Genomic DNA, 17,828 nt, shown 5'->3' with positions numbered 1-17,828 from the left:
TCTGCGGCGCGGAGGACTCTTTTCACGCGAAAGACTTCGCGTGGCTGGATTCCTGTGACAAGCACAGGAATGAGGGATGCAGGGAGGGCGCCGTGACGCCTTTCGCCTACCTCGAGCGGGGCGCCCTATGACCATGATCTTCGGCATTCCCGTCCAGGCGCTTCTCGGCCAGCTCTTGATCGGCCTGATCAACGGCTCCTTCTACGCCCTGCTGAGCCTCGGCCTCGCGATCATCTTCGGCCTGCTGCGCGTCATCAACTTCGCCCACGGCGCGCAATATATGCTCGGCGCTTTCGTCGCCTACCTGATGCTCGACTATGGCGGCATCGGCTATTGGCCGGCGCTGATTCTGGCGCCCGTGGTCGTCGGTCTGTTCGGCGCAGTCGTTGAGCGGCTGTTTCTGCGGCGGCTCTATGATCTCGATCCGCTCTACGGCCTGCTCTTCACCTTCGGGATGGCGCTGGCGATCGAGGGGACGTTTCGCTACCTCTACGGCTCCTCCGGCCAGCCCTATGCGACGCCCGCAGCACTTGCCGGCGGCACTAATCTCGGCTTCATGTTCCTGCCGATCTATCGCGGCTGGGTGGTCATCGTCTCGCTGGTCGTCTGCATCGGGACATGGCTGCTGATCGAGAAGACCAAGCTCGGCGCCTATCTGCGCGCCGCGACCGAAAACACCACGCTGGTGCAGGTTTTCGGCGTCAACGTTCCGCTGCTGCTGACGCTGACCTACGCGTTGGGAGCCGGACTTGCTGCTTTCGCCGGAGTGCTGGCCGCGCCGATCTATCAGGTCTCGCCGCTGATGGGCTCGAACATCATCATCGTCGTCTTCGCCGTCGTGGTCGTCGGCGGCATGGGCTCGATCATGGGTGCCATCGTCACTGGCTATGTGCTCGGTATCGCCGAAGGCCTGACGAAGGTTTTCTATCCTGAGGCCTCGAACATCGTGATCTTCGTGATCATGGCGATCGTGCTTCTCATCAGGCCCGCGGGCCTCTTCGGCCGGGATGCGTGACATGACAGAGATCACCGAAACCATCCGCCCGGAAAAGAGCCGTACCGCGCTGTCGGTCCAGGCGGCATTTCTCGTCATCGGCCTGCTGCTGCTGGTGCTCGCGCCGTTCTTCTTCTACCCGATCTTCCTGATGAAGCTGCTCTGCTTCGCGCTCTTTGCCTGCGCCTTCAATCTGCTGCTCGGCTATACCGGGCTGCTGTCATTCGGCCATTCGACCTTCTTCGGTGGCGCCGCCTATTTCACCGCCTATACCGTGAAGTCCTGGGGCTTCCCACCCGAACTCGGCATCCTCACCGGTGTCGCCGGCGCAGCGCTTCTCGGGCTGGTGATGGGCTATCTGGCGATCCGGCGGCAGGGGATCTATTTCGCGATGGTGACGCTGGCGCTGTCGCAGATGTTCTTCTTCTTCTGCCTGCAGGCAAAGTTCACCGAGGGCGAGGACGGTATCCAGTCGGTTCCGCGCGGCCATCTCTTCGGCTTCATCGATCTGAACGATTCCACCAACATGTATTTCTTCGTGCTGGCGGTGTTCTTGATCGGCATGCTGCTGATATGGCGCTTCATCAATTCGCCTTTCGGCATGATCCTGAAGTCGATCCGCGAAAACGAGCAGCGGGCGATCTCGCTCGGCTATTCCGTTGCCCGATACAAGCTCGGCGCCTTTGTGATGTCGGCAGCGCTGGCCGGGCTCGCGGGCGCCGTCAAATCGCTGGTTTTCCAGTTCGCGACGCTGACCGATGTTGCCTGGCAGATGTCGGGCGAGGTGATCCTGATGACGCTGCTCGGCGGTATCGGTACGCTGATCGGGCCAATCTTCGGCGCCGGGCTTGTCGTCACCCTGCAGAACTATCTGGCGACCTCGGAATTTCCGGTGACGATCATCACAGGCATCGTTTTCATGGTCTGCGTCCTGATCTTCCGCCGTGGTATCGTCGGCGAGTTCTATGCGTCGCGGATCGGCCGCATGTTGGGCTTTGTCTATCGCCGTTGAGCGGCTGGTGCTGAAGATGGATCGCTACGACTATATCATCATCGGCGCAGGCAGCGCAGGCTGCGTGCTGGCCAACAGGCTGTCCGAAGACCGCAACAACCGGGTGCTTCTGCTGGAAGCCGGTGGCAACGACAACTACCACTGGATCCACATTCCTGTCGGTTATCTCTACTGCATCAACAACCCGCGCACCGACTGGTGCTTCACGACGGCGCCGGAGGATGGCCTGAACGGCCGTGCGTTGAATTACCCGCGCGGAAAAGTGCTCGGCGGCTGCTCGTCGATCAATGGCATGATCTATATGCGCGGCCAGGCCCGCGACTACGATCTCTGGCGGCAGATGGGCTGCACCGGCTGGAGCTGGGACGACATTCTGCCGTTCTTCCGCAAGTCGGAAGATCACTATCGCGGCACGGACGAGATGCATGGCGCCGGCGGCGAGTGGCGGGTGGAGAAGGCGCGCGTCAAATGGGCGGTGCTCGACGCCTTCCAGCAGGCAGCCAAGGAAGCGGGCATCCCCGTCACCGAGGATTTCAACCGCGGCACCAATGAAGGCTCCGGCTATTTCGACGTGAACCAGCGATCCGGCATTCGCTGGAATGCCACCAAAGCTTTTCTCCGCCCGGCAATGAAGCGCGGCAATCTCAAGGTTCTGACCAAGGCGCAGGTGCGACGGTTGCTGATCGAGGAGGGCGCTGTCACCGGCGTCGAATTCCAGCATGGCGGCATGGCGAAACGCGCCTATGCCTCGAAGGAAACGATCCTTTCGGCCGGTTCGATCGGCTCGCCGCATATTCTGGAGCTCTCGGGGATCGGCCGCGGAGACGTGCTGCAGAATGCCGGGATCGATGTGGTCAGCGAGGTCAGGGGCGTCGGCGAGAACCTGCAGGACCATCTGCAGCTGCGCCTCGCCTACAAGGTGACCGGTGTTCCGACGCTGAACGAGAAGGCGACGAAGCTGATCGGCAAGGCGGCGATCGGGCTGGAATATCTGCTGCGCCGCTCGGGACCGATGGCGATGGCGCCGAGCCAGCTCGGCATCTTCACCCGCTCGGGGCCGGACAAGGAAACGCCCGATCTGCAATATCACGTCCAGCCGGTATCGCTCGACAAGTTCGGCGACCCCGTGCATGCCTTTCCGGCGATCACGGCCAGCGTCTGCAATCTGAGGCCCGAGAGCCGTGGTTCGGTGCATGTCTCGAGCCCGGATTTTGCCGCGCAGCCCATCATTGCGCCAAGATACCTCTCGACGGAACGCGATCGCGACATAGCTGTCAGATCGATAAAGCTGACACGGCGGATCGTCGCCCAGCCGTCCTTCGCCCGTTTCAATCCCGAGGAGTTCAAGCCCGGTCCTGCCTATCGAAATGATGAGGAGCTGGCGCAGGCGGCGGGCGATATCGGCACGACGATCTTTCATCCCGTCGGCACCTGCCGGATGGGCGGTGACCGCGACAGTGTCGTCGATCCGCGGTTGAGGTTTCGGGCGCTCGCCAGGCTCAGGATCGCGGACGCCTCGGTCATGCCGTCGATCACCTCGGGCAACACCAATTCGCCTGTCATCATGATTGCCGAGAAGGCAGCCAGCATGATCCTCGAAGACAACAGATAGGAGACGTCAATGGCACGGATCGCGTTTATCGGCCTCGGCAACATGGGTGGTCCGATGGCCGCTAATCTGGTGAAGGCGGGTCACGATGTGACCGGGTTCGATCTCGCTTCGACGGTGTTGAAGGCGGCGGCGGAGAGTGGCGTGAAACCTGCCAGCCATGCGAGCCAGGCGGTCAAGGGCGCCGAGATCATCCTCACTATGCTGCCGCAGGGCAAGCATGTGCTGACCGCCTGGGCCGACATCTTGCAGTCGGCAGACAAGGGCACGCTTGTCATCGACTGCTCAACGATCGATGTCGAGAGTTCACGCAAGGCGCATGAGCTGGCGCGTGGCGCCGGTTGCCTGTCGCTCGACGCGCCGGTCTCTGGCGGGACGGGCGGGGCGACGGCGGGAACGCTGACCTTCATCGCAGGCGGATCGGACGAGAGCTTTGCCAAGGCAAAGCCCATCCTCGAGGCGATGGGCAAGAAGATCGTCCATTGCGGCGAGGCGGGCGCCGGGCAGGCGGCGAAGATCTGCAACAACATGATCCTGGGCATTTCGATGATCGGTGTCTGCGAGGCCTTCGTGCTTGCGGAGAAGCTTGGTCTCGAACATCAAGCACTGTTCGACGTCGCCTCGACATCGTCGGGCCAATGCTGGTCGATCAACAGCTATTGCCCGGTTCCGGGGCCGGTTCCCGCGTCGCCCGCCAACAACGACTACAAGCCAGGCTTTGCGGCGGCATTGATGCTGAAAGATCTGCGGCTGTCGCAGGAGGCGGCGCTTGCCAGCGGCGCCTCGACACCGCTGGGTGCCGAAGCTGCACAGCTCTACGCTCTGTTCGAAAAGCTCGGCAATGGCGGAAAGGACTTTTCCGCCATCATCGAGATGTTTCGCAACAGGGAGTGATTACCGCACCAGCGCCAGCTGCATCCTCGCATCGCCGAGCGTCACATCGAGTTCGCCGGCTGTTGCGACCTCGATCGCACCGCAGAGCGAGCCTGTCGTGATCACTGCGCCTGCGCGCAGCGAGCTGTCCGGACGGAACGTGTCATTGGCATAATCGACCAGCCAGGTGAGAACGTCGACCTTCACATGCTTGGCGGCCGCATCGTAGATCGGCTGGCCGTTCAACATCACCTTTAAGGGCGTACCGGTGCAGGTATCAAGGATCGATCGCGGCATCACCGGGCCGAGCACGTAGCCGAGATTGGCAAGGCGGTCGGCGAGGAACAGTAGCGGGGAAATCTTGCTGCCTTCGGCAACGGCCGTCCAGGACATCTCGACACCGAGATAGGCGTCCGCAATGGCATCGGCGACTTCGGCGCGCGTGTACTTGCCGCTGGAGCGGATCGGCAGATCCTTGCCGAGGCGCACGGCGATCTCGGCTTCGAACTTCGTACCGGCGACCCAGGGCAGCTTCGCGCCGGAAACGGCTTCGAAATAGGGATGCAGCGGCGCGGTGACCGGCTGATTGTCGGCCGGCATCGAGACCTTCCAGGCGTTGCTGCGAATGCCTTCTTCAGCCGCGAGGAAGTTCTGCGCGTCCATGGCCTGGCGGTGGTCGCCGGGCAACGGGAATTCCGCGGTGGAAGCCTGCTTGCCCGCGTGGCGAAGGCCTGCAAGCTTGGCCGCGAGGGCGCGCGGATCGAAGGTCGAATCTGTCATGGTTTATCCTCCACCTGATGTGTGCGCGCAAACTAGCCGCTCGGGTTAGATGGGGTAAAGGGCGAGCTTGGAAAGACTGTTATTCCGTCAGCGCATACCAGGCGGCGCGATAGGCCTCCAAACCGTCGACAGCAAAGGGCTCGAAGCGTGTTTCCTGTGTTGCCGCCGGCTTGACGCCGGTTAGAAGCGAGGCACCCTGGCTGGTGCCGGTGGAGCCGGGAAGGGCGATCACTGTCCGCTGCGCCAGCGCCGCAAGAAGGATGAGATAGGTGCTGTTTGCGGCAAACGGTCCCTCGACGATCACTGGCCCCTTGGCGCCGATCAGGCCGAGGCACGCCTCGCTCATCAGCGCCAGATAGAGGCAGGCAGCAGTATAGCGTTCAGCCGTGCTGGCATCGCCGGCGTTCAGCCATTGCTTTTCGCGTCCGGGGAAGGGGCCGGAGCCCGGCGCGACATTCGGCAACAGCATGATCTTGCGGGCGATCACGGCAGGTAGCGCGGCAAGCGCCTCGTTCGCAGGCACTGTACCGATCTCGGCAGAGAGAATTTCGAATTCGCGGCCGCCCATGAAACGCGAGGAGGGCACGGCGCGGCCATAGGCATCGACATTGGCGAGCGCATCGCGCCGCGGATCGAGATGTTCGAGATCGCCACCGACGCCGAAATTGATCACCCAGGTGCCGGTCGAGACGACGGCGAAGGGGGCTTCCCGCGAAACCAGATGCGGCAGCAGGGATGCATTGGAATCGTGAATGCCGCAATAAACGGGCACCGATACGCCGATCTCCATGGCTATCTCCGGCCGGACCGGGCCGAGCGCGTCGAAGGCGGAGCGGATCGGCGCCATGAGGCTGCGGATACCGAGCGTATCGACCAGAGAGGAGTATTCGCCGTTTCCAGGGTTCCAGAGGTCGGTGTGGCAGCCGAGCGATGTCGCCTCGTTGGCGGCAACACCGGTCAGCCGCGCGGCCCAATATTGCGGATAGGTGACGATGGTGGCGACCTTCGCGAAGTCATCCGGGAAAGCCGTCTTCTGATAATGCAGCTGGGCGCCGATGTTCAGGCCCATCGTCTGGTGCGGGGAGTAGGTCTCGCTGAAGGGCGGACGGAGCGCAGCATAGGCGTCGCGGATCGGTTGCGGATATTCGTGTTCGTAATCGAGCACCGGCATGGCGAGATTACCAGCGGCATCAAGAAGTGCGGCCGATGCGCCGTGCGTTGTGATCGAGATCGCCTCGAAACCCGGCGCCTTGGCGAAGCGCTTGAAGGCGTCGAGCATAAAGGACCAGAGGGCCTCGATATCGTAATGTGGATAGAGGCCGTCCTTCAGGACGGTATTCGCCATTTTGGCGACGGCGATTTCCTCGCCGGTCGCCGCGTCGAGCACGACGACCTTGGCGTTGGTCTTGCCGATATCGAGAACGGCGATGCGGCGGTAGTCGCTCATGGCATATGGAAGACGCTGACGAGATCGCTCTGGACGGGGGAATTGTCGGGATTGGTGGCCATGATATCGGCCATGTGCGCCCACCATTTCTTCATGACCGGGTGTTCCGGCAGGCTTGCCATCGTGTGATCGGCCGGCCGCGTCAGCACGGCAAACAGCGTACTGGTTTCCCGATCGAGATAGATCCAGTAGTCGCTGGCACCGGATTTTCTCAGTAGATCAACAAGTTCCGGCCAGATCTCGTCATGGCGCTTGATGTATTCGGCTTCCATGCCCGGGTTGAGCTTCATCTTGAAGGCGTGTTTCTGGAGGGTCATTTGGAACTCATCAGCTTGAGGCGGCGGACAATGATCGGGATGGCGATGGTGATGATCAGCAGCAGGCCGATGAAGATCGACATGACGATGCCGGGCACGTTGAGAAGGCCGAGTCCGAAAGTCACGAGACCCATCACGAAGGCGGCAATGACGACGCCGCCGATCGTGCCGGAGCCGCCGAGGATCGACACGCCGCCGAGCACGACCATGGTCACCACTTCGAGTTCCCAGCCCTGCGCGATCGAGGGACGGGTGGAGCCGAGACGCGAGGTCAGGCAGACGGCGGCAATACCGCTCATCACGCCGGTCAGCATGAAGAGGATGAATTTGACGCGCTCGACCGGAATGCCGGAGAAGCGGGCGGCAAAATCGTTGTTGCCGATCGTATAGACCTGACGGCCGAAATTCGTGGCGTGCAGCAGGATGGCAAAGAGGATGGCCAGCACGATGAACAGCACGAATTCGAAGGAAAAGACCCAGAAGACATAGCCCTGGCCGAAATAGGCGAAATCGGCGGGGTATTTTCCATAGGCCTGGTCGCCAAGCACGATATAGGAAATGCCGCGGAAGAGGCTCATCGTGCCGATGGTGACGACGATCGACGGCAGTTTCAGCGCCGAGACGAGGAAGCCATTGAAGAGACCGCAGGCGAGGCCCGTGCCGATGCCGATGGCAACGAGACCGGGCGTTCCGACGCCTGCCTGGGCTGCGGCGCCCATGGCCGTCGAGGCAAGCGCGATGATGGCAGCCACGGACAGATCGATTTCGCCGGCGATGACCAGCAGCGCCATAGCAAAGGCAATCATCGCCTTTTCGGTGAAGTTGAACGTGGCGTCCGAGAGGTTCCAGGCATCGAGAAAATAGGGCGAGGCCACGGAATTAAAGATGAAGATCAGCACCGCGACGCCGAACAGCAGCACTTCCCAGCTCGACATAATGCGGCGGAACGGCGTGCCCAGACGGTCGGGAATGACGCGTTTTTCAGGTGCGGCGGAAACGGTGCTCATGCTGCCACCTCGATTGGCGTTTCGGCTGCGGCCTTGTCACGCAGGATGATGCGGCCGCGGTTGCGCTCGCGTCTGGCGTTGAAGACGACGGCGAGGATGATGACGGTCCCTGAGATCGCCATCTGCGTGAAGGGCGAGATGCCGATGACGGGCAGGGCGTTCTTGATGACGCCGAGGAAAAGCGCGCCAAGCACCGTGCCGACCACCGATCCGACGCCGCCGGCAATCGAGATGCCGCCGATAACGCAGGCCGCGACGCTGTCGAGCTCGAAGCCGTTGGCGATATCTACATAGGCGACAGCATAACGCGACACCCAGAGATAGCTGGCCAGACCGGCCAGCGCACCAGAGAGCACGAAAGCCAGGAACTTCGTCCAGCCGGTGTCGATGCCGGCATAGACGGCCGCCGTCGGATTGCCGCCGGTCGCATAGGCGGAGCGGCCGAACTGGGTGTATTTCAGGACGACATACATGATCAGCACGATGACGATCCCGACCCAGCCGAGAACCGGAAGCCCGAGGATCGGCGTGCGCGGAACGGAAAGGAAGGTCGGCGTCATTTGGTGGGCGTTGACCCAGGCGCCGCCCGAGAGCACGAAAGCCATGCCGCGATAGATGGTGAGCGTGCCCAAGGTCACGACGATCGGCGGTATCTCCAGCGCCCAGACCAGAAAGCCGTTGATCGCGCCCAGGCAGGCGCCGATGGCGATGGCTGCAATGATCAGCACTGCCAGCGGCAGATCGGGATAGGCGGCGTTCATCATTGCGATCGCCATGCCGGTGAAGGCCAGATTGGCGGCCACCGACAGGTCGATCGACTTCGTCAGGATCACCGTCATCTGCGCCAGCGCCAGGATGATGAGGATCGAGGTGTCGTTGAAGATGCCGGCGAGATTGTCGGGCGTTGCGAAATCGGCGGCACGCGTCGAGAAGACGCCAATCATCACGACGATGATGAGGAAAAGCAGGGTTTCCCGTTTTCTGATCAGTCTTGCCATGCTTTTCCCTCACGCATTTCCGGTCGCCGCGCGCACCAGCGCCTCTGGCGAAAGCTTGTCGCGGTCGTAGAGGCCGGCCGAAAGGCCTTCCTTCATGACCAGAACACGGTCTGACATCCCGATGATTTCAGGCAGTTCGGACGAGATCATGATGATCGACAGGCCCTCGGCGGCGAGCTCGCTGATGAAGCCGTGGACGGCGGCCTTGGAGCCGATGTCGATGCCCTTGGTCGGCTCGTCGAGGATGATGACCTTCGGCATGGTGGCGAGCCACTTGCCGATGACGACCTTCTGCTGATTGCCGCCCGACAGCGTGCCGACGGGAACGGAGAGCGCCGCGGCGCGCAGATCCAGCCGCTCGGCATATTTGCGGGCGAGCGCGAATTCGTTGGCGGCCTTCAGGAAGCCCTTGCGCGAGGTGCGCGTCAACGATGGCAGCGTCATGTTCTGGTAGATCGGCATCGGCAGGGCCAGGCCATGGCGGCCGCGCTCCTCCGGCACGTAGACGATACCGGCGCGGATCGCATCGAGCGGCGAGCTGATCGAAATCTCCTGCCCCTCCAGCGTCAGCTTGCCCGACAGAGGCTTGGTGATGCCGAAGAGGGACTGGCAGAGTTCGGAGCGCCCGGCGCCGATCAGGCCGTAGATCCCTAGGATTTCGCCTTTGCGGAGCGTGAAGGTGATATCGCGGAATTCCGTGCGGTGACAGTATCTCTCCACAGCGAGAACCGGAGCGCCGATCGCCACGTCGATCTTCGGAAAGGCGTTCTCGACATCGCGGCCGACCATCAGCTTGACGATCGCATCCTGCGGCGTTTCCTTCAGGCGCCCGGCGCCGACGGCCTTGCCGTCGCGGAAGACCACGAAATTGTCGGCGATCTCATAGACCTCGTCGAACTTGTGGCTGATGAAGAGGATCGCCTTGCCCTTGGCCTTCAGGCCCTGGACGATACGGAAGAGGTCGTCGATTTCCTTGCGGGAAAGCGCGGCCGTCGGCTCGTCCATGATGACGATGCGGGCCTCGATCGACAATGCGCGGGCGATCGCCACGAGATGGCGCTGCGCGATCGAGAGGTCCTTCAGGCGGATCGTCGGATCGATATTGCTTTCCAGCGAAATGAGCAGCTCGCGCGAGCGCTCGTTCATCGCCTTCCAGTCGATGGTGCGGAAGCGGGTCTTCGGCGCATGGCCGAGAAAAATGTTTTCGGCGACCGTCAGCTCGTCGAAGAGCACAGTCTCCTGATGAATGGCGGTGACGCCCGCGTCGATCGCGGCCTGCGCGCTCGTAAAGCTGACGGCCTGCCCATCGACGATGATTTCGCCCTCGTTGGGACGGTAGATGCCGGTGAGGATCTTGACCAGCGTCGACTTGCCCGCGCCGTTTTCGCCGATCAGGGCTGTGACCTTGCCGGGATAGAGCGCGATGCTGACGTTATCGAGCGCTTTGACACCCGGAAAGATCTGCGAGATGCCGCGCATTTCCAGAATGGCGGGCGCGTCCTTGGGCTCGGCAGCCGCGACGGGTTCTTGAAGGGCAGTGGTCATCAGCAAAACCATGAAGAAAGAGAAGCCCGGCGGCACGAAGCCGCCGGGTGTTCATGCGTGTTTCGAAGATCAGAAGACCTTGGAGAACTGGTCGATGTTCGAAGCGTTGTAGACGAACGGATCGGACATGGCGGCTTCGCCCTTGTCGTCGATCTTGATCTTGCCCATGCGGCCGGCTTCGATTTCCGTGCCCGGCTTGCCATCGGCATCACCCTTGACGAGGTGATAGGCGATCTGCGTTGCCGAGTAGCCGAGGTCGATCGGGTTCCAGATGGCGAATTCCTTCGTCGCACCCGACTTGATCGCGCCGGCCATTTCGGAAGGCAGGCCGAGACCGGTTACGTAGACCTTGCCGACCAGACCCTTGTCTTCGACAACCTTCGAAGCGGCCAGAACACCAACCGTCGTCGGAGCGACGATGACCTTGACGTTCGGGTTGGACTTCAGAAGGCCTTCAGCTTCGCGGTAGGACTTGTCCGAGAGGTCGTCGCCGTAAACGGTGGTGACGAGGTTCAGGCCGGCGAAGTCCTTGAGCTGCTTCTTCATCTGGTCGATCCAGATGTTCTGGTTCGTCGAGGTCGTCGTTGCCGACAGGATGGCGAAGTCGCCCTTGCCGCCTTCGAGGTGATCCTTGACGAGCGTCAGGCACATCTTGCCGATCAGCTCGTTGGAGGACGGGTTGAGCTGCAGGATGCGGCCTTCAGGCGCAACACCCGAATCCCAGGAGATGACCTTGATGCCGCGCTGAGCAGCCTTCTTGAGTGCCGGAACGACGGCGTCCGGGTCGTTCGCCGAAATCGCGATGGCATCGACGCCCTGTGCGATCAGCGAGTTGATGACTTCGATCTGGCCTTCAGCCGTCGTCGAGGTCGGGCCGGTATAGATCACTTCTACGCCGCCGAGTTCCTTGGCTGCTTCCTGCGCGCCCTTGTTGGCGGCATCGAAGAAGCCGTTGCCCAGCGACTTGACGACGAGACCGATCTTGATGTCCTTGGCGCTGGCCGAACCGGCCATCATGGCGACGGCAAATGCCACTCCAATTGCAAGTTTCTTTGCGAGTTTCATGCTTTCATCCTCCCACGTTGATTAAGTCTAACGACATCCGGCCGGCGCCCCTCAGGCGACCGACGAGGAATCCTCCCTTGCGGCCTGCGCCGCGGCGCTCGCAATAACGAGCTTGATACCTGCATCTTCGATCATCCGGACGGATTCCTCCGGAATTCCATCGTCGGTAATGATCGTCGAAACGCGCTCGAGCGGGCACAGAATGAGGCTCGAGCGGCGGCGGAACTTGCTGGAATCGACCATGACGACGAGCTCGTCGGCCTGGTGCATCAGCTTCTGTTCGCTCTGAATGATCTGCGCATCGGCTTCCATGATGCCGTGCGGGCCGACGCCCTGGGCGCCGAAGAAGAACCGGCGCGCATAGAAATGGCGTATCGCGTCATTATCGAACGGCGAGAGAATGAGGCTCTGCTCGCGATAGATGACGCCACCGGGCACGGTGACGGTGTTCTTCGAATGCTTCACCAGATGCTCGGCAATGGCGAAGGAATTGGTCATCACCTGCATCCGGTGGCCGGACATGAAGTGGACCATCTGGAATGTCGTGGTGCCGCCATTGATGATGATGGCATCGCCGGGATCGCAGAGATCGACGGCGGCGCGGGCGATTGCGCGCTTCTTGTCGATATTGACTGATTCTGAAACCCGGAACGGGCGGCCTGCCAGATTGCCGAGCTGCGGCGGATGAACGGCCTCGGCGCCGCCGCGGACGCGGCGGATCTTGCCCTGTACGTGAAGAGCCGCAATGTCACGACGGATCGTGGCCTCGGAAGCCTCGGTCAGTTCAGCGATATCCTGTATCGTGACGACCGACTTTTCCTGTACCGCGCTCATGATGATGCGATGGCGTTCGCGTTCGTGCATTGGTTCCTCCGTGTCACATTTATTTCGTATCGGTTAAAAGCTGTCAATCAAAAACGATCAAGAATTTTCATATTGCGCTGCACAATAATTGTTTTTGATCGTTTTCGATTGACAACGCGCATTTTCATGAGCGATATCGGTCACGACAAGGGCGTGGATTGCTCCGCGCAAAAGAACTCATATGGGAGGATGACATGGCGGCCAACGTCCGGCTTCTTGATAACCGTTGGGATGACAGCTACGCGGCAAAGCTCGATGAGCCCGGCAAGCTGCTCTACCGCTCCAACCTCCTCGGCGCCGACAAGCGCATCACCAATTACGGCGGTGGCAACACCTCCGCGAAGGTGATGGAAACCGATCCGCTGAACGGCGAAAAGGTCAAGGTTCTCTGGGTCAAGGGCTCCGGCGGCGACGTCGGAACCATCAAGCTCGATGGCTTCGCCACGCTTTACCAGGACAAGCTGGATTCGCTGAAGGGCATCTACAAGGGCACAGCGGACGAAGACCGCATGGTCAGCTTCCTGCCGCATTGCACCTTCAACCTGAACTCGCGTGCCGCCTCGATCGATACGCCGCTGCATGGCTTCGTGCCGTTCACGCATGTCGACCACATGCATCCCGACGCGATCATTGCCATTGCCGCTTCCAAGAATTCCAGGGAATTGACGCAGCAGATCTTCGGCGCCGATATCGGCTGGCTGCCCTGGCGCCGCCCGGGCTTCCAGCTCGGTCTTGATCTCGAAGCCTTCGTCAAGGCCAACCCGAATTCCAAGGGCGTCGTGCTCGAAAGCCACGGCCTCTTCACCTGGGCGAACGACGCCAAGGCCTGCTACGAGCTGACACTCGACATCATCAACAAGGCGATCGTCTGGTTTGCCGAAAAGACCGAGGGAAAGACGATCTTCAGCGGCGCTGCGGCGCAGAGCCTGCCGGTCGCCGAACGCCGCGCGATTGCAGCGCGCCTGATGCCGGAAATTCGCGGCCGCATCGGCAAGCAGGAGCGCAAGCTCGGCCATTTCGACGATCAGGATGCCGTGCTCGAGTTTGTCAATTCGAAGAGCCTTCGCCCGCTCGGCGCGCTCGGCACCAGCTGCCCGGATCATTTCCTGCGCACCAAGATTCGCCCGCTGATCGTCGATTTCGATCCGGCAAAGCCTGATGTCGATGCGATCATTGCTGGTCTGGACGCGGCGCTGGAAGCATATCGCGCCGACTACGCACGCTATTACAATGACTGCAAGCATGACAATTCGCCCGCCATGCGCGATGCGAACCCGGTGATCTTCCTGGTGCCCGGCGTCGGCATGCTGTCCTTTGCTCGCGACAAGGCAACCGCCCGTATCGCCAGCGAGTTCTACGTCAACGCCATCAACGTCATGCGTGGCGCCTCGACGGTCTCGGAATATCAGGGGCTTCCGGAACAGGAAGCCTTCGACATCGAATACTGGCTGCTCGAGGAAGCCAAGCTGCAGCGCATGCCGAAGCCGAAGAGCCTAGCCGGCAAGGTCGCCTTCGTCACCGGCGGCGCCGGCGGTATCGGCCGCGCGACGGCGGCACGTCTGGTGGGCGAGGGCGCCTGCGTCGTGCTTGCCGATATCGATCAGGCCGCGCTCGAAGCGACGGAAGCCGATTTCAAGGCCAAGTTCGGTGCTGACGCCGTTCGCAGCGTCAAGCTCGACGTGACCAAGGAAGATGCCGTCATCTCGACCTTCGCCGAATCCTGCGTCGAGTTCGGCGGTGTCGACATCCTGGTTTCGAATGCCGGTATCGCTTCGTCTGCACCGATCGAAAGCACCGAGCTTTCGATGTGGAACAAGAATATCGACATTCTGGCGACCGGCTACTTTCTGGTGTCGCGCGAAGCCTTCCGGCTGTTCCGCAAGCAGAACCTTGGCGGTAACGTGGTCTTCGTCGCTTCGAAGAACGGTTTGGCGTCGTCGCCGAACGCGGCTGCCTATTGCACCGCCAAGGCTGCCGAAATCCATCTGGCCCGCTGCCTGGCGCTCGAAGGGGCAGAAGCCGGTATCCGCGTCAACACGGTCAACCCGGATGCAGTTCTGCGCGGCTCGAAGATCTGGAACGGCGAATGGCGAGAACAGCGCGCGGCGTCCTCGAAGATCGAGGTGGATGATCTCGAGGAACATTACCGCAAGCGTTCGATGCTGAAGCTCAATGTCTTCCCTGAGGATATCGCCGAGGCAATCTACTTCCTGGCGTCGGATCTCTCGGCGAAGTCCACCGGCAACATCATCAATGTCGATGCCGGTAACGCCCAGAGCTTCCCGCGCTGAGGGGCGTAGTTTCGGAATGATGCGGGGGCCTTGCTCTCCTCCCTCATTCCTGTGCTTGTCACAGGAATCCAGTGCGCCCAAGTCCTTGGGCGCGGGAGACTAGAGGCTTCAGCGATTGGTCAGTTATTCACGGCGCAGACGCGCCGTGGCTGGATTCCTGTGACAAGCACAGGAATGAGGGATAGAGCCGCGGACCTCTCCAGGCCGCGATGCAGATCGGGAGGAAATCATGGCCGAGTTCAAGATCGCGCAGGATGTGATCGCGCAGGAAAACGACAAGCGTGCAGCGGCGCTCAAGGAAGACTATGACGCGCTGGGCGCGACGCTGTCCCGCCGCGGCATCGACATTGAAACAGTCACGCGCCGCGTTTCGGAATTCTTCGTCGCCGTCCCTTCCTGGGGCGTCGGCACCGGCGGCACGCGCTTTGCCCGCTTTCCGGGAACCGGCGAGCCGCGCGGCATCTTCGACAAGCTCGAAGATTGCTCCGTGATCAACGAATTGACGCGGGCGACGCCCAATGTTTCTCTGCACATTCCGTGGGACAAGATGGATGCCAAGGAGCTGAAGGCAAAGGGTGATTCACTCGGCCTCGGCTTCGACGCGATGAATTCCAACACCTTTTCCGATGCGCCCGGCCAGAAGCATTCCTATAAATATGGCTCGCTGAGCCACACCGATGCGGCAACGCGGGCGCAGGCCGTCGAGCACAATCTCGAATGCATCGAAATCGGCAAGGCGATCGGCTCCAAGGCGCTGACGGTCTGGATCGGCGACGGTTCGAACTTCCCGGGCCAGAGCAATTTCACCCGGGCCTTCGAGCGCTATCTCGCCTCCATGGCCGACATCTACAAGGCTCTGCCTGACGACTGGAAGCTGTTCTCCGAGCACAAGATGTACGAGCCGGCCTTCTATTCGACCATCGTGCAGGACTGGGGCACAAACTACCTGATAGCCCAGACGCTCGGCCCCAAGGCACAGTGCCTCGTCGACCTTGGCCACCACGCGCCGAACACCAATATCGAGATGATCGTCGCCCGTCTGGTGCAGTTCGGAAAGCTCGGCGGCTTCCATTTCAACGACTCGAAATATGGCGACGACGATCTCGACGCCGGCTCGATCGAGCCTTACCGCCTGTTCCTCGTCTTCAACGAGCTTGTCGATGCCGAGCAGCGTGGCGTCAATGACTTCAACCCGGCACACATGATCGATCAGTCGCATAACGTGACGGACCCGATCGAAAGCCTGATCAACAGCGCCAACGAAATCCGCCGCGCCTATGCGCAGGCGCTGCTCGTCGATCGCAAGGCGCTGGCTGGTTACCAGGATGGAAACGATGCACTGATGGCGACCGAAACGCTGAAGCGCGCCTACCGTGCCGATGTCGAGCCGATCCTCGCCGAAGCCCGGCGCCGCGCCGGCGGCGCCATCGATCCGGTCGCGACCTATCGCGCCAGCGGCTACCGCAACAAGGTCTCGGCCGAGCGTCCGGCCTCAGCTGCCGGTGGCGGCGGGATAATTTAAGCTTTGCAAGGCTTCGGGCCGCCGTTGTCCTCAACAGCGGCCCTTTGCGTTCAGGGCTTCCATTCACCGGCGATCTGCCGGGTGGCGACGTTCAGCCGGTTCCAGACATTGATATTGGCAATGGCGATGACGAGAGCTGCAATGCTCTTGCCGTCGAAATGACGGGTGGCCTCGTCCCAGATTTCGTCCGGCACAGGGTCTGCCCGGTCGCTGAGCCGTGTGACGGCTTCGGTAAGTGCCAGAGCTGCGCGTTCCTGATGGGAGAAATACGGCGCTTCGCGCCAGGCCGCGACGGCGAAGAGCCTCTCGTCCGTTTCTCCGAGCTTTCGGGCGATGCGCGGATGGCCGTCTACGCAGACGCCGCAACCATTGATCTGGCTGGCGCGCAGATTGACCAGTTCCAGCAGCTTCGGCGACAGCCCGACTTTTTGCGGGACGCTGCTCAGCGCCATCAGCGCCTGCATGGCTTCAGGAAGAACAACGGCCGGATTTCCCATTCTTGATTGCATGTTATGTCTCCTTGTCGATTTCGTGGTTTGAACGATTACGCTGCCATCCGTTGTCACATCGGCCGGCAGCCGTTCGTCATGGTGTTGACGGAACACGCGAGGAGGATGTGACAGATGGACGAGAAGAAATTTCTGGCAGACCAGTTCGAGACCAACCGGACGCATCTGAAGGCAGTGGCCTACCGTATGCTCGGCTCGAGCACCGAGGCGGATGACGCCGTCCAGGAGGCGTGGCTGAGGCTTTCCCGCTCGGATGCCGGGGAGGTGGCGAATATCGGCGGCTGGCTTCGCACCGTGGTTGCCCGCATCTGCCTGGACATGCTGCGCTCGAAGAAGACGCGGCGTGAAGAGCCGCTCGATCTTCCGGTCCACGAAACGATAGCAGACACCAAGGCATCCGCGGATCCGGAGCGCGAGGCACTGGTTGCCGATTCGGTCGGCGTTGCCATGCTGGTTGTCCTCGATCAGCTCGGCCCGGCAGAACGCGTCGCTTTCGTGCTGCACGATATGTTCGACATTCCCTTCGACGATATCGCGCCAATCATCGGCCGGACATCCGAGGCGGCGCGGCAGCTTGCGAGCCGGGCGCGGCGGCGGATTCAGGGGAAGCCGGAGATACCTGCTGCGGATATCGAGCGGCGAAAGACGCTGGTGACGGCATTCCTGGCGGCATCACGCAACGGTGACTTCCAGGCGCTGCTGTCGCTTCTGCATCCCGACGTTGCCTTCGTGCCGGATGCTGCGGCCTTGCGGCTCGGCGATACGGGTGAGCTACACGGCGCGCATGCCGTGGCAACCACCTTCAACGGGCGCGCGCGCGGCGCCCAGGGTGCCTTCATCGACGATGGGTTTGGCTTCATCGTTCATATCCAGGGCGAGCTGCGCATTGCGGCACTCATCGCCTTCGATGGAGACCGAATCTCGCGCATCGAGGCCATTGCCGATGCAGATCATCTTCAGCGCCTCGAATACACGCCGTTCCATCATTAGGCATA

General features: G+C 61.6%; 16 protein-coding genes. 7 read left to right on the top strand and 9 right to left on the bottom strand.

Going from position 1 to position 17,828, the window contains the following annotated elements; translation table 11 throughout:
* The first annotated feature begins 127 nt into the window (after positions 1-127).
* The 4 genes from AC1DIJ_RS00830 to mmsB are packed head-to-tail and all read left to right on the top strand — an operon-like array spanning position 128 to position 4,509.
* Positions 128-1,015, top strand: a complete 888-nt coding sequence (locus AC1DIJ_RS00830; RefSeq protein ID WP_112388449.1) for a branched-chain amino acid ABC transporter permease — start codon at positions 128-130, stop codon at positions 1,013-1,015.
* Position 1,016: 1 nt separating this feature from the next.
* On the top strand, positions 1,017-2,006 hold the full coding sequence (locus tag AC1DIJ_RS00825) for a branched-chain amino acid ABC transporter permease (RefSeq protein ID WP_112388448.1): 990 nt from the start codon (positions 1,017-1,019) through the stop codon (positions 2,004-2,006).
* A gap of 16 nt (positions 2,007-2,022) precedes the next feature.
* The gene (locus tag AC1DIJ_RS00820) at positions 2,023-3,618 is read left to right on the top strand and encodes a GMC family oxidoreductase (protein WP_112389003.1); all 1,596 of its coding nucleotides are present in this window, start codon (positions 2,023-2,025) and stop codon (positions 3,616-3,618) included.
* A gap of 9 nt (positions 3,619-3,627) precedes the next feature.
* Positions 3,628-4,509, top strand: a complete 882-nt coding sequence (gene mmsB, locus AC1DIJ_RS00815; RefSeq protein WP_112388447.1) for a 3-hydroxyisobutyrate dehydrogenase — start codon at positions 3,628-3,630, stop codon at positions 4,507-4,509.
* On the opposite strand, the gene AC1DIJ_RS00810 is transcribed toward mmsB, so the two are convergent.
* The 8 genes from AC1DIJ_RS00810 to AC1DIJ_RS00775 all read right to left on the bottom strand — a co-directional run bounded on the left by AC1DIJ_RS00810 (position 4,510) and on the right by AC1DIJ_RS00775 (position 12,511).
* Entirely contained in the window at positions 4,510-5,268 is a 759-nt protein-coding gene (locus AC1DIJ_RS00810) for a fumarylacetoacetate hydrolase family protein (RefSeq protein WP_112388446.1), read from the bottom strand.
* A gap of 79 nt (positions 5,269-5,347) precedes the next feature.
* On the bottom strand, positions 5,348-6,715 hold the full coding sequence (locus AC1DIJ_RS00805) for an FGGY-family carbohydrate kinase (RefSeq protein ID WP_112388445.1): 1,368 nt from the start codon (positions 6,713-6,715) through the stop codon (positions 5,348-5,350).
* Entirely contained in the window at positions 6,712-7,032 is a 321-nt protein-coding gene (gene rhaM / locus AC1DIJ_RS00800) for an L-rhamnose mutarotase (RefSeq protein WP_112388444.1), read from the bottom strand. The genes AC1DIJ_RS00805 and rhaM overlap by 4 nt, the downstream gene beginning before the upstream one ends.
* On the bottom strand, positions 7,029-8,039 hold the full coding sequence (locus tag AC1DIJ_RS00795) for an ABC transporter permease (protein WP_112388443.1): 1,011 nt from the start codon (positions 8,037-8,039) through the stop codon (positions 7,029-7,031). The genes rhaM and AC1DIJ_RS00795 overlap by 4 nt, the downstream gene beginning before the upstream one ends.
* Complete coding sequence (locus AC1DIJ_RS00790) at positions 8,036-9,037, bottom strand: ABC transporter permease (protein ID WP_112388442.1); 1,002 nt, start codon at positions 9,035-9,037, stop codon at positions 8,036-8,038. The genes AC1DIJ_RS00795 and AC1DIJ_RS00790 overlap by 4 nt, the downstream gene beginning before the upstream one ends.
* Before the next feature lie 9 nt (positions 9,038-9,046).
* Entirely contained in the window at positions 9,047-10,582 is a 1,536-nt protein-coding gene (locus AC1DIJ_RS00785) for a sugar ABC transporter ATP-binding protein (protein ID WP_112389002.1), read from the bottom strand.
* A gap of 69 nt (positions 10,583-10,651) precedes the next feature.
* Positions 10,652-11,647: a rhamnose ABC transporter substrate-binding protein gene (gene rhaS / locus AC1DIJ_RS00780; RefSeq protein WP_112388441.1), complete on the bottom strand. Its 996-nt coding sequence runs from the start codon at positions 11,645-11,647 to the stop codon at positions 10,652-10,654.
* A gap of 51 nt (positions 11,648-11,698) precedes the next feature.
* Positions 11,699-12,511: a DeoR/GlpR family DNA-binding transcription regulator gene (locus AC1DIJ_RS00775; protein WP_112388440.1), complete on the bottom strand. Its 813-nt coding sequence runs from the start codon at positions 12,509-12,511 to the stop codon at positions 11,699-11,701.
* 194 nt (positions 12,512-12,705) lie between these two features.
* On the opposite strand from AC1DIJ_RS00775, the gene AC1DIJ_RS00770 reads away from it, so the two are divergent.
* Together AC1DIJ_RS00770 and rhaI are read left to right on the top strand one after the other, a co-directional pair.
* The gene (locus AC1DIJ_RS00770) at positions 12,706-14,802 is read left to right on the top strand and encodes a bifunctional rhamnulose-1-phosphate aldolase/short-chain dehydrogenase (RefSeq protein WP_112388439.1); all 2,097 of its coding nucleotides are present in this window, start codon (positions 12,706-12,708) and stop codon (positions 14,800-14,802) included.
* A 229-nt stretch (positions 14,803-15,031) separates the two neighbouring features.
* On the top strand, positions 15,032-16,324 hold the full coding sequence (gene rhaI, locus AC1DIJ_RS00765; RefSeq protein WP_112388438.1) for an L-rhamnose catabolism isomerase: 1,293 nt from the start codon (positions 15,032-15,034) through the stop codon (positions 16,322-16,324).
* 50 nt (positions 16,325-16,374) lie between these two features.
* Here the strand turns inward: rhaI and AC1DIJ_RS00760 are convergent, their stop codons facing one another.
* Positions 16,375-16,833, bottom strand: a complete 459-nt coding sequence (locus AC1DIJ_RS00760; protein ID WP_112388437.1) for a carboxymuconolactone decarboxylase family protein — start codon at positions 16,831-16,833, stop codon at positions 16,375-16,377.
* Between the two features lie 114 nt (positions 16,834-16,947).
* On the opposite strand from AC1DIJ_RS00760, the gene AC1DIJ_RS00755 reads away from it, so the two are divergent.
* Positions 16,948-17,823, top strand: coding sequence for a sigma-70 family RNA polymerase sigma factor (locus AC1DIJ_RS00755; protein ID WP_112388436.1), 876 nt, complete (start codon positions 16,948-16,950; stop codon positions 17,821-17,823).
* The last annotated feature ends 5 nt before the right edge of the window (positions 17,824-17,828 follow it).

It is taken from the genome of Rhizobium sp. 10N427 (assembly GCF_056394605.1).
This window is presented reverse-complemented; position numbering and strand designations above follow the sequence as displayed.

Excerpts from the sequence above, each read along its gene's own strand:
- AC1DIJ_RS00830 (WP_112388449.1), top strand. The coding sequence starts at position 128 with ATGACCATGATCTTCGGCATTCCCGTCCAGGCGCTTCTCGGCCAGCTC.
- AC1DIJ_RS00825 (WP_112388448.1), top strand. The coding sequence starts at position 1,017 with ATGACAGAGATCACCGAAACCATCCGCCCGGAAAAGAGCCGTACCGCG.
- AC1DIJ_RS00820 (WP_112389003.1), top strand. The coding sequence starts at position 2,023 with ATGGATCGCTACGACTATATCATCATCGGCGCAGGCAGCGCAGGCTGC.
- mmsB (WP_112388447.1), top strand. The coding sequence starts at position 3,628 with ATGGCACGGATCGCGTTTATCGGCCTCGGCAACATGGGTGGTCCGATG.
- AC1DIJ_RS00810 (WP_112388446.1), bottom strand. The coding sequence starts at position 5,268 with ATGACAGATTCGACCTTCGATCCGCGCGCCCTCGCGGCCAAGCTTGCA.
- AC1DIJ_RS00805 (WP_112388445.1), bottom strand. The coding sequence starts at position 6,715 with ATGAGCGACTACCGCCGCATCGCCGTTCTCGATATCGGCAAGACCAAC.
- rhaM (WP_112388444.1), bottom strand. The coding sequence starts at position 7,032 with ATGACCCTCCAGAAACACGCCTTCAAGATGAAGCTCAACCCGGGCATG.
- AC1DIJ_RS00795 (WP_112388443.1), bottom strand. The coding sequence starts at position 8,039 with ATGAGCACCGTTTCCGCCGCACCTGAAAAACGCGTCATTCCCGACCGT.
- AC1DIJ_RS00790 (WP_112388442.1), bottom strand. The coding sequence starts at position 9,037 with ATGGCAAGACTGATCAGAAAACGGGAAACCCTGCTTTTCCTCATCATC.
- AC1DIJ_RS00785 (WP_112389002.1), bottom strand. The coding sequence starts at position 10,582 with ATGACCACTGCCCTTCAAGAACCCGTCGCGGCTGCCGAGCCCAAGGAC.
- rhaS (WP_112388441.1), bottom strand. The coding sequence starts at position 11,647 with ATGAAACTCGCAAAGAAACTTGCAATTGGAGTGGCATTTGCCGTCGCC.
- AC1DIJ_RS00775 (WP_112388440.1), bottom strand. The coding sequence starts at position 12,511 with ATGCACGAACGCGAACGCCATCGCATCATCATGAGCGCGGTACAGGAA.
- AC1DIJ_RS00770 (WP_112388439.1), top strand. The coding sequence starts at position 12,706 with ATGGCGGCCAACGTCCGGCTTCTTGATAACCGTTGGGATGACAGCTAC.
- rhaI (WP_112388438.1), top strand. The coding sequence starts at position 15,032 with ATGGCCGAGTTCAAGATCGCGCAGGATGTGATCGCGCAGGAAAACGAC.
- AC1DIJ_RS00760 (WP_112388437.1), bottom strand. The coding sequence starts at position 16,833 with ATGCAATCAAGAATGGGAAATCCGGCCGTTGTTCTTCCTGAAGCCATG.
- AC1DIJ_RS00755 (WP_112388436.1), top strand. The coding sequence starts at position 16,948 with ATGGACGAGAAGAAATTTCTGGCAGACCAGTTCGAGACCAACCGGACG.